We start from the raw sequence: 14321 nt of genomic DNA on the forward strand, positions 1-14321 counted from the left end.
GTGAACAGTCCCGTATGCCATGGCTCGCCCGACCAGATTCGCAGGCACGTTTCTTGCGTTTACGGGATAATCTGTCCACAGGCCGCTACTTTGCGCAGCACGCCCGGCCAGCATTCACCGAGGATACATTGTGACCAACACCGCATTGCCATCTGCCGTATTCAAAGCCTACGACATCAGGGGCATTGTTCCCGAACAGCTTAATCCCGACTTTGCCCGCAGGCTCGGCCTGGCGCTCGCTGAGCAGGCACGCAGCCTGCACCTGTCCGGACTGGTTGTGGGTTACGATGGCCGCCTCAGCAGCCCCGAACTGTCCGCGGCCCTTCAGGACGGTATCCTGGCCGGCGGGATAGACACCATAGACCTGGGCATGGTCCACACGCCGCTTGTCTACTTTGCAGCCTACCGCAGGCATACCGGCTCGGGCGTGGCGATTACAGGCAGCCACAACCCGCCAGACTACAACGGTTTCAAAATCATGATGGACGGCAAAGCCCTGTATGGCGACGGCATACAGGCGCTGGCAGGCATCATGGCCGCACCCGAACCCATCGAAGGCATCAAGCCCGGCACCCGCCAGGAAATAGACCTTGTCGACGATTACGTGCAATTCATCGTCGAAACCGTCAAGCTGTCCCGCCCCATGAAAATTGCCATAGACTGCGGCAATGGCGTCGGCGGCAAGATTGCCCCCAAGCTGTACGAGGCATTGGGGTGCACTGTAGACCAGTTGTACTGTGATGTCGACGGCACCTTCCCCAACCATCATCCCGACCCCGCTGATCCGCATAATCTGGTGGCGCTGATCAAGCATGTACAGGAAACCGACTGCGAGCTCGGGCTTGCCTTTGACGGCGATGCCGACCGCATCGGCGTGGTCACCAAATCGGGCCAGATCATCTGGCCCGACCGCCAGTTGATCCTGTTTGCCCAGGATGTGCTGCGGCGCGAACCCGGCTCCACCATTATTTTCGACGTCAAATGCAGCCGCCACGTGGCGCGTGAAATCAAACACGCTGGCGGCAAGCCTCTCATGTGGCAAACCGGCCATTCCTTGATCAAGGCCAAGCTGGCTGAAACCGGTGCGCCGCTGGCCGGCGAGATGAGCGGCCATATCTTCTTCAAGGAACGCTGGTTCGGTTTTGACGATGGACTCTACGCGGGCGCCCGGCTGCTCGAAATTCTGTCCGGCCACGAGAACCCATCGGAAGTGCTCGAGGCGCTGCCCCAGGATATCTCCACCCCCGAAATCAAGATGGAGATGAAAGAAGGCGAGTCTCACGCTTTGGTGGCGCGCCTGCAGGCCGAGGGGCAGTTCCCCACGGCGACCAGCCTGAGCACCATAGACGGCGTGCGGGCGGAATACAAGCACGGCTTCGGGCTGGCGCGTGCGTCCAATACCACCCCGGTTATTGTGCTGCGCTTCGAAGGCGACAGCCAGGAAGACCTGGACCGTATCAGGGATGAATTCCGCAATGCCATCCAGACACTGGCGCCAGGGCTAACGCCGAGCTTCTAGCAGGGTTTCGTAGATGTCCAGATGATGGTCAACGATTCTGCGCACATCGAACTCGCGCTCGGCCAGGCGGCGCCCCGCCGCCCCCATGCTTCGCCGCAAATCTGCTTCCTGCGCAAGCCTGAGCACGGCATCGGCCAGCGCCACGGCATCGCGGGGGGGCACCAGCAGGCCTGAAACGTCTGGCTCTATGGCATCCCGGCAGCCGGGCACATCGGTTGTGACCACGGCGCGCCCCGCCGCTGCCGCCTCGACCAGCGACTTCGGTAAACCTTCGCGGTAGGAAGGCAGAACCACGATGTGCGCGTCGGCGTAAAGCTGTTCCACATCACTCCGCTCGCCCATGCACTGGACTACGCCTTCCTTGCGCCAATGATCGTACTGGGCCTGCGTGATGCTGGCTGGATTGCCAGGGTCGGGCGACCCAACCAGCAGCCAGCGCAGGCCGCTGTCATCGCCCGCCGCCAGCTGTGCGGCCTCGACATATTCGCGCACCCCTTTGTCCTCCAGCAGTCGCGCCGCCATGATGGCCACCGGCGCGCCATCCGGTTCGGGTACGTAGCGAAACTTGTCCAGATCCACCCCGGACCCTCGCACCATCACGACCTGCTCAGGCCGCACAACGCCCAGCTTGCGCAATACATCGCGATCGTTGGTATTCTGGAAAATCACCCGGCTGTTGCGATGGCCCAGCGCCAGGCGATACAGCACGGCGGCAGCGGTACGCAAGACGTCCACTCCTTTTCTGGGCCGCGTGAATATGAAGCCAAGCCCTGAAATCGCGGCGACATAACCCGGCACGCCGGCCAGTCTCGCGGCGATGCCGCCATAAAGCACCGGCTTGATCGTCACGCCATGCACCACATCAGGCCGCAGACGCCGAAACAACTGCCACAGCGCGTGAATACTGCGGCACTCCTGCACCGGGTTTTTGCCGCTGCGCGACATGGGGATCACATGGTGCGCCAGGCCATGGCGCAAGATATCGGCCACGGCAGGGCCGTTCATCGTGGCGATATGAACGTCGTAGCCAGCGGCCTTGGCGCCCAATGCCACAGGCAAGCGATGCGACAGGAAAAAGGCCGGGTTGTTCACCACCATCAACAGGCGCTTGCCCGCCACGCCGTCCGCACCGGAGGCAGCCCAGCCGCCTTGCGCGCCGCGCTCCTGCCCTGTTTCCGTCCCCTCCTGCCCACCCGCGCCATCCCGCCCGGCACGGCGCAACGCAGTCGCGCTGTCGGCCAGCGACCACGCGGCGTACGTCTGCTCCGGCGTGTGCGGCCTGCGCACCGGAAAATCCTGGGCCAGGCGACGCCACACCACATGGTAGTTATCCACCATCGCCTGCAGACTGTACAAATCCTCGACCCTGCGCCGGCCACGCTCGCTGCGTTCAAGCCGCTGCGGTGTATTCAGCACCCCCACGGCGGCGTCGATCGCACCCGCCAGCGCGGCGGCGTTGCGCGACGGCACGATCCAGCCTGTGTCGTCTACCATTGCGGCCGCATCGCCGACATCCGTGGCGACGCACAGTACGCCCGTCGCCATGGCTTCAGCCACCACATTGGGAAAGCCCTCGGCCCGGCTGGACAGCACATGTACATCCAGGCCATTCATCAACGCTGGCACATCATCGCGCCGCCCAAGCAGAATGACGCTGTCCTGAACATTGTGGTGCGCGAGCATATCCATCAACACCGCATTGCGCGTATCCAGCCCTTCGCCGATCAGGACACACCGCATATCCGGGCGGGCACGCAAGCTTGCCGCAAAGGCGCGAATCAGATTCTCGTGATCCTTGAGCGGATTCCAGCGCGCCACGCTACCGATCACGGGCGATCCATCACGGACCCCCCAGGCCTCGCGCGAGGCTTGGCGTGCGTTCGCATCAGGTTGCCAGCGTGACAGATCATAGCCATTGGGAATCACCAGCATGCGATCATCGCGATACCCCGCGCGCCGGTGGCCTCTGCGCGCCTGCTCGGCGCAGGCAACGATGACGCCCGGCACCAGACCCGACAATGGCGCGGACACCGCCTGACAGACGGAAGCCGAGCGACTGCTCTTGCCAAGGTCGGTGCCGGAATTGCGTATGCCCCAGGACACCGCCTTGATGCCTGCCGCACGGGCCACGACCCCTCCGATGAGGTCGGCATGATACATCCAGGTTTGCACCACGTCCGGGTTCAGTTCGCGCAATAGGCGGCGCATGCGCGGCAAGCCGCGCAATGTTCCGGCAGCGCCTTGCATGTCGAGCGTGTGAACGGTGATGCCCGCCTCGCGCAGGCGCGGGCCGAACACGCCCTCCCCGCTCATGGAAATCACGCAATGCCAGTCTGCCTGGCCCGGCGCGGTAAGCAGGCGGTGCAGCACCGTTTCCGCGCCGCCCAGGTAAAGGCCCGAAATAATATGCACAACCCGCAAGGGTGTGTCTGCCGTGTCAGTTCTATTGATCATTCATACTCTCCCGATGGGAGCGGCCGATGCTTTCGAATAGCGCATCCCAGCGCGCAAGAATTTGGGCAATGCCATAATGCTGGCGCACCGAGCCCGCAGCGCGTCGCCCCATCGCATCGCGCAACACCGGATCGCACATCAGGCGGGCCATCGCATCCTGCAAGGCCTGCTGATCGCCCAATGGTACAAGCTCCGCAAACTGTCCGTGCTGAGTGATTTCACGCGGGCCGCTGGGGCAGTCTACCGTGACGCAGGCGCACCCGAGCGCCATGGCCTCAAGCAGCACATTGGGAAAACCCTCCACCGCCGACACCAAGGCAAACACGTCCGCTTGTCGCAATGCGTCCCAGGGCTGTTCGGTACGGCCGGGCAACTGCACACGTTCATCCAGGCCCAAGGCTGTGACCTGTGCCTCAAGTTGCGCGCGCAATGGCCCCTCGCCCCAGATCACCAGATCCCAGTCCGGAAAAGTCTTTGCCAGGCTCGCAAAAGCCTGGATCAAGGTATCGAAGCGCTTGGACGCGACCAGCCGTCCCATGGCCATGAGACGAGGGCGTTCCGCGGCGGGCACGCGCGGCCCGGTGCGGGCTTCAGGCATGTCTGCCGGCATGGGATTGGGCATGACGGCGAGTTTTTCCTGCTGGATATGCGGCGCCATTGTTCGAAAGGACGCCACGCTGTCGCGCGACTGCAGTACCACCTTGGACGCCCAGGGATAGGTCCAGTTGCGCAGCCGACGCAGCACCGCGCCGGCACTGGTACTGAAGGCCGGATTGGTGCGCTCGCTCACAATCACTGGAACGCCAAGCTTATGTGTGGCAAGCAACACCATCACGTTGACGTTGGTCAGAAAAGAAACGATGACATCGGGCCTGAAATCGCGCACCAGCCTGCGCATCGCCAGCCACTTGGCCAAGGGCGGACAAAACTTCCTGCCCAAGGAGCCCATTTGATCTGCCAGCCATTGCAGCCTGACATCGCCATGCAGAGGATAAAAGCAATCGCCGCGGCCTGTGTACGTCGGCACCAGCGCAACGGTATCCCCGCGCGCGGCCCAGGCACTGGCCAGCGTGGCAGCCACCCGCTCGGCGCCGCCCGCATGCATGGAACTTACGAAAAACAGGATTCTCATACTGTTCCGCCCCCAATCTTCGCGATTCCACACATCGTCTGTTTGCTCCTGCGGTTGTCTGGGACACGGCTCAGCGGCCGACGAACAGCTGCTCCCACAATGCCATGACACGCGCCATGGAAAACCGATCCCGCACATCGACCGCGCGCCGCGCATAGCCCTCGCGGCGCTCTGGATGCGCCATCATATCGGACAAATGCGCGGCCAGCGCTTCGTGGTCCTGGACCGGACGCACCAGCACCCCATCTATGCCGTTGCGTATGATCTCGCGCGGGCCCGTATCGCAATCGAAAGCAACGGGCGCCAGCCCGCTCGCCATGGCTTCAATCAAGGTATTGGACAGCCCTTCGAATTGCGAGCTCAGCACATATAGATCCGACTGCATGTACCAGTCGCTCACGTTGCCGATCCGCCCGACCAGCGTGATGCGCTCAGACAGCTCGGCGTCGTCGATCTGCGCCTGCAACGCGTCACGCAACGGCCCTTCGCCCAGAATCACAAGATCCCAGTTGGGAAAGTAAGGCGCAATCATCTCGAATGCCCGTATCAATACGCCAAACCCCTTGTGCGGATGCAAACGCCCCACCGCCAGCAAACGAAAGCGTCCACGGCGCGGCGGCGGTTCCACAACCGGTTCAGCCCGCTGCAATGGCCAGCGTACAGCGTTTGGAATCACGGCAAGCCTGGATCCGGGTACATTGTCTTCCAGCCATTTGGCGGTGCCCGACGTGAGCGCGACCACTGTTGCGGCCTGCGGATAGGCCCAGCGGCGCAAGCGCTGCCAGATATCCGGCAGACTCTGGGAGGGCGGATGCGTATGCTCGGTCGCGATGACTTTACAGGGCTGGCCACGCGCCGCGATGATCGCCAGTATTGATGATGTCGTCATCATGCCCAGCACAATGCTGGGCCGTTCGCGGCGTATCAGCTTGCGCAGGCGCCAAACCCGGCGCAGATTGGCCAGCGCGCCACCAACACGGCTGGCACTGGCGCCCGCCGTACCCAGCACATGGCGCGTGACGCTTTCATGCAGTGGATACGCGTCTGTGTCGGCCCCCTCTTGGGTTACCACAGTCACCCGGTAGCCACGCACCACCCAGAAAGCGCCAAGATCCGCCGCTACCCGCTCGGCCCCGCCTCCCGCAAGAGAGTGGATAACGATCATCAGATGAGGTTGAAAAGCAGAATGGCTCAATACAATACCTGTAATGAAATACTAGGAAGCTGCTGGCGTGTCTACGGGTCGCCGGGCCACCAGGGCATAGCAAAGGAAAGACGAGACGTACATCAGACTGGTCGCCAGCATAATGCCCTCGGGCCCCATGACAGGTGCCAGCAGAAAATTCATGACAGCCTTGACTGCAAAATTGCAGACAGCTATGAATGCCATGATACGGTAACGATTCTGGCTGGCCAGCAACTGCACAAGCACCAGCACCCCAAAATAAAAAGGCAGTTGCAACAGCCCCCAGCGAAGCACCTGGGCGACAACCACGGTGTTTTCGGCGGTGAACGCGCCGCGCTCGAACAAAAAGGCGACGCCCCACGGCGCGAGCACCCAGCCTATCAATGTGACGCCGCCGCCCGCCAGCAACATCAGCATGGACCATTTCAGCGCTGTGGTGCGCGCGCGCTCGGCATCGCCGCGACTCTGAATATCCGCCAGCACCGGCAAGGCGGCACGCCCCACCGAGGCCGCGCCCACGCCCAGCAGCAGCGATAGCAGCCGGCTCGCGTAGCCCAGCGTGGCGTTGGCGTTGGCGCCAAGATTCGCCGCCGTATATTGGTCGATCGGGCCTACAAAACTCATGGCTATCTGGCCCAGCAACATGACGCCGGACGCCTTGACCAGATCGGGCCAGTGCTGCGAGCTCAGGGTCAGGCGAGGCCGGCCCCACATGCCATCGGCCCGCGCCGCCAACTTGAGCAACCAGATGGATTGAATCAGATAGCCGACCAGCGTGCCCCACAATAGCGGGCCGATGTCGTTGACCGTCGCGGCCAGCAAGACCCACACCAGAATGACCACGGCTGGCACGCTGTCGAGCAGTGTATTGATATGGCGTTCGTGCGCCCGCAGCCGAGCGGCGCTGATGCCAGTCAGCAAAGTGAGCACCGCCGCCGGCGAAAAGGCCAGCATGAGCTGGCTACTCATGCGCTGCGCCTCGGCAGGCAGCCCCTGCCCCGCCATCTGCAGCACCCAAGGCCAGGCCACATACAGCCCCACCGCCAGCACCACACCTATGCCTATCACCCACCCCTGCAGTTCACCCAGGAAGCGCGCCCTGTCCTGGCGCTTATCCTGTCGCATGCGAACGAGGACGGGGATGAGCACGACAGACAGCGCGCCCACAATCGTAGTGGGGATCCAGTTCGCCATGACCATGGTGAACTGGTAGGCATCCACCGCATCGCTGACGCCGTAGCGATAAGCGACGGCCATTTCCTTGAACGCGCCCGCCGCCTTGCCCAGAAGCAGGAAAAAGGCAACACGCAGTGCCCCCTGTGCAATGCGCCTGTGGTCAGAATGCAGGCTGGCCAGCCGTTGCTTCAGGGACTTCAAATCAACGCAGAAATTGCGTGTACCAGGGCATGGAAACCTCCAGGCCCTGCACGATATTGTGCATAGGCTCGTAGCCCAGGAGATCACGGGCCTTGCTGATATCGGCCTGTGAGTGACGCACATCGCCCGCACGGAAATCCGCGTGCACGGGCGGCTTGTCGTAGACGATACCATTGTTGCCCAGCGCCTTGGCCAGGTACTCAAAGAGTTCGTTCAGACTGGTACGGGCGTTGTAGGCCACGTTATAGACCTGATTCACGCCATCGGGTTGAGCCAGCGCGGCCAGGATGTTGGCCTGGACAACGTTATCGATAAAGCAGAAGTCGCGGCTGGTTTCACCATCGCCATTGACGACGACATCTTCGCCCTTGATCATGGCGGCGATCCATTTCGGAATCACGGCCGCATACGCGCCGTTCGGATCCTGCCGCTTGCCGAACACATTGAAATAGCGCAGGCCAATGCTGCCAAAGCCGTAAGCACGCGCAAAGACGTCCGCATAGAGCTCATTGACGTACTTGGTGACGGCATAGGGGGACAGGGGTTTGCCGATGCGGTCTTCGACCTTGGGCAGGGCCTCGAGATCACCGTAGGTTGAGCTGGAAGCCGCATACACGAACGATTTCACCTGTTCATCGCGCGCCGCCACCAGCATGTTCAGAAAGCCATCGACATTGACGCTGTTGCTGGTAATCGGGTCGTTCAGCGAACGGGGCACCGAGCCCAGCGCAGCCTGGTGCAGGACATAATCCACGCCGGCCAGCGCCTTGCGACATGTATCCAGATCGCGGATATCGCCTTCGTGAAAAGTAAAATTGGCCCAGGCCTTGGGATCGACATTTTTCTCGACCTCGTCCAGGTTGTACTGGTAGCCAGTGGCAAAATTGTCCAGACCCACCACGGTCTGGCCCAGCTGCAGCAAAGACTCCAACAGGTTAGACCCGATAAAGCCTGCGCAGCCAGTAACGAGCCAGACCTTCGGAGAGGTCTGCAGATTGGTGGTGATTTCTTCGTAGCGCGTACTCATAGTTGACCTTTGACAGAAGTGAACCGGCATCATGCCGCCATAGTATCGAGCAGCCTGCTTACAGGCGCAGGTCGGATTCCTCGGCCGTCAACGCATACTTCAAGTCGTACAGCACGTGCTCGGGCTTACCCAGCGCGCGAATCGCCGCCGCGCCCATCTGCACGAACTGGTGATGCGAGACCGCCAGGATGATGGCGTCGTAGGCGCCATCGGCCGGCTTGTCGATGGGCGTGATGCCGTATTCGTTCTGAGCTTCCTGGGCCTCGACCCACGGATCGTACACATCGACCTCGATGTTGTATTCGCCCAGTTCCTTGACAATGTCCACCACCCGCGTGTTGCGCAGGTCCGGGCAGTTCTCCTTGAAGGTCAGCCCCATGACCAGCACCCGCGAGCCCTGCACCTGGATGCAGCGCATCGTCATGGCCTTGACCAGTTGCGAGACCACGTATCCGCCCATCGAGTCATTGAGCCGGCGACCGGCCAGGATGATCTCCGGGTGGTAGCCGATGGACTGCGCCTTGTGCGTCAGGTAGTACGGATCCACGCCTATGCAGTGCCCGCCCACCAACCCCGGGCGAAACGGCAGAAAGTTCCACTTGGTGCCGGCCGCTTCAAGCACGGCCTGCGTATCGATGCCCATCTTGTTGAAGATCAGCGCCAGTTCATTGATCAGCGCTATGTTCACATCGCGCTGGGTGTTCTCGATGACCTTGGCCGCCTCGGCCACGCGGATGGACGGCGCCTTGTGGGTGCCTGCCACGATGATTTCACTGTACAGCGCATTGACCAGGTCGGCCACCTCGGGCGTGGAGCCGGAGGTGACTTTCTTGATGGTGGACACCCGATGCTCTTTATCGCCCGGATTGATGCGCTCGGGGCTATAGCCGGCAAAGAAGTCTTCGTTAAAGCGCAGGCCCGAGATGCGCTCGAGCACCGGCACGCAGTCTTCTTCGGTCGCACCCGGATAGACCGTGGATTCGTAGATGACGATGTCGCCGCGCTTGAGGATCTTGCCGATGGTTTCGCTGGCGCGGATCAAAGGGGTCAGGTCGGGCTGCTTGTATTCGTCGATCGGCGTGGGAACGGTCACGATGAAGACATTGGCCTGGGCCAGATGCTCGGCTTCGTGACTGAATGACAGCCCCTGCGACTGCGCCAGCTCTGCCTCGCTGACTTCCAGCGTGTGGTCGGTGCCCTGCCTGAGCTCGGCGATACGGCGCGCATTGATGTCAAAGCCCAGCACGGAACGCTTCTTGCCAAACTCCACCGCCAGCGGCAGGCCGACATAACCCAATCCTACTACCGCGAGTTTCACATCTTCAATCTGCAACTTGATTCTCCCACGCTGTACGCTAAAAAATAAATTTTAAAGGCTGATATAGATTGCCGCGGCGAACTATCCGATTATTTTGGAGGCTTGTCGCGCCCAAGCGAAGGCAGCAGCAGCCAGGATGGCCGCCTCCAGGACACCAGCCGCGAATAAAGCCATAGATACACCGCCGTGAACATGAGTATGCTCCCGCACAGTATCCAGGCGCTATCCCACCAAATGGTGGCAGGCACCAGGCCAATCAAAGCCAGCACCCATAGATACGGCGAAGTCATGGCATTGCACAAGGCGGGGACCGCGTGGCGCCGGTCGCGGCTGAAGGTAACGCGCACCAGCCTGCGAAACACCAATTGGTGCAGGTGCAAGGCATCGGGCTGGTCAACCGGCGTGCCACGCTTGAATCGGCGGCGCCAAATCGAGAAAATGGTTTCAAACACGGGGTAGAACAGCACTGCCAGCGCGTAGAAAGGCGACACGCTTGGGTTGCGCACCACCAACTGCACAGCCAGCTCGGCCAGCATGAATCCCAGAAAATACGCCCCGCCATCGCCCAGAAACACCCGGCCAAAGGGAAAATTCCAGACCAGAAACCCCAGTGTGGCCGACGCGAGCGCCGTCGAAATCAGAAAAATGGGAATATCCTGAACCTGCAAGGCAACCAATGCCAGCGAAATGGCCATCAGCGTGGCGATCATTCCCGCAAGGCCGTTCATGCCATCGACAATATTCAGGGCATGCGTACAGCCGCCCACCGCAATCATTGTAAAAAGCAGGGACACGGGCCAGTACGCCAGGATCATGTCCGCCCAGGGCAGGCCAACCCGAGAAACGCCGCCCAACAGCCACCAGGCAATGGCGGCAGACAAAAAAGCCGCCAGCAGGCGCTTGCCCGCACCGATGTCCTTGGTCAGGTCTTCGAGCAGGCCAGCGACGAACACCGGCATGACGGCAATGAACAACACCGGCCAAAGCCAGGTAAGTGTCATGTTGCTGGGGCCAAGGACCAACAGGCCCGCCAGACTGCCCGCGACGACCGCCAGCCCGCCTACACGGGGCGTGGACCGCGAATGGCTGGCCTGGGGCTTGTTCAGGTCTGTATCACCGGTTAGCTTGCCGTGCCAGCGTTCGGACACGACAATCAGGCCGCCCACCATGAACGCGACAATACAGATATAGAACCAGGTGAAGGATTCCCAAAGCTGAGGCGACAACACAAAGATCCTATGAGATAGAGAGCGCTGCCGATATTATCGGCCGCATTGACAGCAATCTAGGCACTTGAGAAAAAATAAACGTAACAATACCTAAAAAAGAAAAAAAAAGCCCGAGATCGTGAGATCTCGGGCTAAATCCACCAAAGGAGGAGGGTGGAGGAGACAACCGTGGCATGTCGCCGCTACGAAAGCCTCGCGCATTGCGCTTTAGCTTGAGACCAGTGACTGAGGGTTTACCCGCTGCAATCACGTTGCGACATCCAATAACTGAATTGTATAGCCTTAGTTTGTGCGTTGCAAGATATAAAACCAAAAAAACTGTAACAGTGTTGTGATGTTGCGTTTTTCATACTATGCCATAGGGCGGATGGGCAAGGCGTAAGTAAGTGTTATTACGGATTGCCAGGCGTAGCCGAGGTTTCTCAGATTCGGTACGCGGTCGTTGTCATGACGCGGGACATCGCCCGCATGGCCAACCTGATGGGCCCCGGCAGCTTGTGCGCCCCGTTTGATTCCGCGGTATTTCGGTGCTGAATTTCGTCGTCCCGCATCTGGGTCACGATGCGTCGCGAACGTTCGTCGCCACGCGGAAGCTCGCTTAAATGCTTGTCCAAGTGCTGTTCAACCTGCTTTTCGGTTTCGGCCATGAACCCCAGATTTCGACTGACGCCTGCCCTGCTGGCCAATACGCCGAGCGAGAACGATCCGGCATACCAGAGCGGATTGAGCAAACTCGGGCGGCTTTGCAGTTCGTTGATGCGGTCGCGGCACCACACAAGGTGATCGACCTCTTCGGCTGCCGCCTTGTAGAGCACCTTCTGAATTGCTGCATCGCGGCAAAAAAGCGCCTGGCCACGGTACAAAGCCTGGGCGCAAATCTCGCCCACATGGTTAACCCGCATAAGACCCGCCGCATGTTTCTGCTCTTCGGGTGTCAGGGCTTGCGGGTCCTCGTGAGCGACCAGGACTTCAGGTTTGCCCGCGGGGTTGGGCCGGCTGGCCTGGGCAGACCCGCCCAGCACCTGCGCCGCGCGACCCGCCTCTGCCAGCACGCGATCCAGAACACTCATATGGCGCGTGAAGGCTTGCTTTCCGGAATCGATCGCATTTTGCATGACATGTGTCCTTGAACCAATACATCTTCATTATCGCAAAAAGTCCCAGATCCGACGACGCCAGACCCAGAACCAGATGGCCGGAAGCAAAATAGACAAGGCCACGAGCCCATTGCCGGCGATTTCCTGATCATCCAGCAAATAGAAATTGCACAGCCTGACGGGATTATCGCGATACAGCAGCCCGACAATCGCCGTCATCCAGCAGAAATTACCGATAAAGAAAACCTGAATGACGATATTTGCACGCCGCAGGGAATGATAAAGCACCCATCCGGCGATCAACACGCTGACGTACTTGGACAGCGCTGCCGGCCAGGATAATAAAACCTCGTCCAGCGCCTTGGGGATCATCCAGTATGCACCCACCAGATTGAAAAACAACAACCCGGCCAGCCCGTGCCCATTGAATCCGGACAGCCAGGCCCATGCATCGCGGTCGCGCAGAACCCACGCACGGGCAAAGCACAGCCCCGAAAAAAGAATCAAAGGGATATGGACCAGCATATGCAAGGACATCGTCCGCGTGAGCGGCCGGTCCAGAACCACCGCCAGCAGCAGCAATAGCCAGCCGGCATACAACCAGGGTCTGGCACCCCACGCCCCCGGCCGGAACAGACTGCCCCAGCGACCGATTCGGCCCTGCATGTCTACACGGCGATCTGTCGTCATGGCAGCATCTCCTGCACCGCCTCATCACGCAATGCAGCCTCAACGCGCGCCTGGACTGGCGATGCCGCCTCTTTGGGAGGGGCCGCGCGCCGCGACACATAGCCCAGCACGGCGTCCCGGTTGCCGATATCGAGGATGCGCTCCAGACGCCCCCCCGGGGTCACAACATGGTAGGCGGCATTGTGTTCGAACTGCCCGTAAGGCGCGGGTATGACAATAATGCCAAATGCGTCGAGCAGCGCCTTTCGCTGCGTGGCATCAGTAAGGGTCGCAAACTGCCACAGATCCGTGTCTGCCCGCATGCCAGCTGCGTACCGCGTCAGGTACGCCTGGGTATCGGCGGGATCGAAACTAAGGCTGAGTATGCGCACCTGCCCGCCCAGCCCTTGCGCTTTCAGTTGCGCCTGCAATTGCTGCAGCTCGGACCCCATCGCCAGGCAGATCGAGATGCAGCGTGTGTACATAAAGTTGATGACGGTCAGGCGCCCATCGTCACGCAAGAGCCTGGATAAGGTCGTGGCCTCGCCGGACGCAGTACCCAATGCCGCATCGGGCAGCTGCCGTGGTGAACGGGCGATGTCGGCCCGGCGGGCCGACTCCGTAGTCACCACCGTAAAACGGTCGGTCTGGGCATACAGCACAGCCATGCCGCCAACGCATACCAGCAGCAGCGCCAGCAGTGTCTTCATGCTATTTCATCGCCTGGAGCTCTGCATCTCCATTCCAGGGTGCTTCATGCGAGGCGGTCGCCTCCCGTTCCGTCTTGGCCATGGCTTGATCCACCTCGCCACTGTCGTTGCCGAAACTTGTGCGCAGGTGGCTGGCAAGCGCCGCGATCTCCGCGTCGTCGAGCTTGTCTTTGAAGGCCGGCATCATGCCGTTGTATTTGTTGCCGTTGACGGTCAATTCTCCAGTAATGCCATGCAGAATAATCTGCACCAGCGTTTCAGGCTTGCCAATCACCCACTCGGAATCCGCCAGCGGCGGGAAGACCCCAGGCAAGCCGGCCCCGGTCGCCTGGTGACAGGCAACACAATGCGCGGTGTAGAGCTGCCCGCCATCGACCTTGCCGCCTGCGGCAGCGGCCGCCACCTTGAAATCCGCCGCCGTGCGGCGGTCGCCATAAGAGGGCGGGTTCGGTTCATAGGCAAGATAAAGATAGCCAATCGACCAGATGAATAGCCCCGCGACAATGGCAACGACCAGCCAGGGCACGGGCCGGTTGCCCTCATAAGGTTCAGGCATCTCCCGTTGCTGGGCCTGCGTTTTTTTGGATTGTTCCGACATTCTGT

12 protein-coding genes and 1 pseudogene are annotated in these 14321 nt (G+C 60.9%); 1 reads left to right on the top strand and 12 read right to left on the bottom strand.

Features of this window, described 5'->3' with window-relative positions:
- Positions 1–130 precede the first annotated feature (130 nt).
- The gene (locus ERE07_RS14785; protein ID WP_425330986.1) at positions 131–1519 is read left to right on the top strand and encodes a phosphomannomutase/phosphoglucomutase; all 1389 of its coding nucleotides are present in this window, start codon (positions 131–133) and stop codon (positions 1517–1519) included.
- Here the strand turns inward: ERE07_RS14785 and ERE07_RS22265 are convergent.
- The 12 genes and pseudogenes from ERE07_RS22265 to ERE07_RS14840 all read right to left on the bottom strand — a co-directional run bounded on the left by ERE07_RS22265 (position 1502) and on the right by ERE07_RS14840 (position 14316).
- Positions 1502–2617 (bottom strand): glycosyltransferase family 4 protein, encoded by a 1116-nt coding sequence (locus ERE07_RS22265; RefSeq protein ID WP_342366248.1) that lies wholly within the window; start codon positions 2615–2617, stop codon positions 1502–1504. The two genes, ERE07_RS14785 and ERE07_RS22265, sit on opposite strands and share 18 nt — an antisense overlap.
- A 333-nt stretch (positions 2618–2950) precedes the next feature.
- A pseudogene (locus tag ERE07_RS22270) lies at positions 2951–3973 on the bottom strand (glycosyltransferase); the annotation flags it as partial.
- Positions 3963–5105 (bottom strand): glycosyltransferase family 4 protein, encoded by a 1143-nt coding sequence (locus tag ERE07_RS14795; RefSeq protein WP_130009806.1) that lies wholly within the window; start codon positions 5103–5105, stop codon positions 3963–3965. The gene ERE07_RS14795 and the pseudogene ERE07_RS22270, both read right to left, overlap by 11 nt.
- 70 nt (positions 5106–5175) lie before the next feature.
- A complete protein-coding gene (locus ERE07_RS14800) occupies positions 5176–6300 on the bottom strand; it encodes a glycosyltransferase family 4 protein (protein ID WP_130009807.1) in 1125 nt (374 codons plus the stop codon).
- 21 nt (positions 6301–6321) lie between these two features.
- Complete coding sequence (gene murJ, locus ERE07_RS14805) at positions 6322–7668, bottom strand: murein biosynthesis integral membrane protein MurJ (RefSeq protein WP_130009808.1); 1347 nt, start codon at positions 7666–7668, stop codon at positions 6322–6324.
- 1 nt (position 7669) lies between these two features.
- Positions 7670–8695 carry an SDR family oxidoreductase gene (locus tag ERE07_RS14810; protein WP_130009809.1) on the bottom strand — a complete coding sequence of 342 codons (1026 nt, stop codon included), beginning with the start codon at positions 8693–8695 and terminating at the stop codon, positions 7670–7672.
- Positions 8696–8753: 58 nt separating this feature from the next.
- On the bottom strand, positions 8754–10028 hold the full coding sequence (gene tviB / locus ERE07_RS14815) for a Vi polysaccharide biosynthesis UDP-N-acetylglucosamine C-6 dehydrogenase TviB (protein WP_130009810.1): 1275 nt from the start codon (positions 10026–10028) through the stop codon (positions 8754–8756).
- A 74-nt stretch (positions 10029–10102) separates the two neighbouring features.
- Positions 10103–11182: an MraY family glycosyltransferase gene (locus tag ERE07_RS14820; protein ID WP_130009847.1), complete on the bottom strand. Its 1080-nt coding sequence runs from the start codon at positions 11180–11182 to the stop codon at positions 10103–10105.
- A 482-nt stretch (positions 11183–11664) separates the two neighbouring features.
- A complete protein-coding gene (coq7, locus tag ERE07_RS14825) occupies positions 11665–12357 on the bottom strand; it encodes a 2-polyprenyl-3-methyl-6-methoxy-1,4-benzoquinone monooxygenase (protein WP_130009811.1) in 693 nt (230 codons plus the stop codon).
- Positions 12358–12387: 30 nt separating this feature from the next.
- Complete coding sequence (locus tag ERE07_RS14830) at positions 12388–13029, bottom strand: hypothetical protein (protein WP_245153732.1); 642 nt, start codon at positions 13027–13029, stop codon at positions 12388–12390.
- Positions 13026–13718 carry an SCO family protein gene (locus ERE07_RS14835; RefSeq protein ID WP_130009812.1) on the bottom strand — a complete coding sequence of 231 codons (693 nt, stop codon included), beginning with the start codon at positions 13716–13718 and terminating at the stop codon, positions 13026–13028. Before ERE07_RS14835 ends, ERE07_RS14830 begins: the two co-directional genes overlap by 4 nt.
- Position 13719: 1 nt before the next feature.
- On the bottom strand, positions 13720–14316 hold the full coding sequence (locus ERE07_RS14840) for a c-type cytochrome (protein ID WP_130009813.1): 597 nt from the start codon (positions 14314–14316) through the stop codon (positions 13720–13722).
- Between the last annotated feature and the right edge of the window lie 5 nt (positions 14317–14321).

The organism is Allopusillimonas ginsengisoli, from assembly GCF_004153455.1.
Lineage (GTDB): Bacteria > Pseudomonadota > Gammaproteobacteria > Burkholderiales > Burkholderiaceae_B > Allopusillimonas > Allopusillimonas ginsengisoli.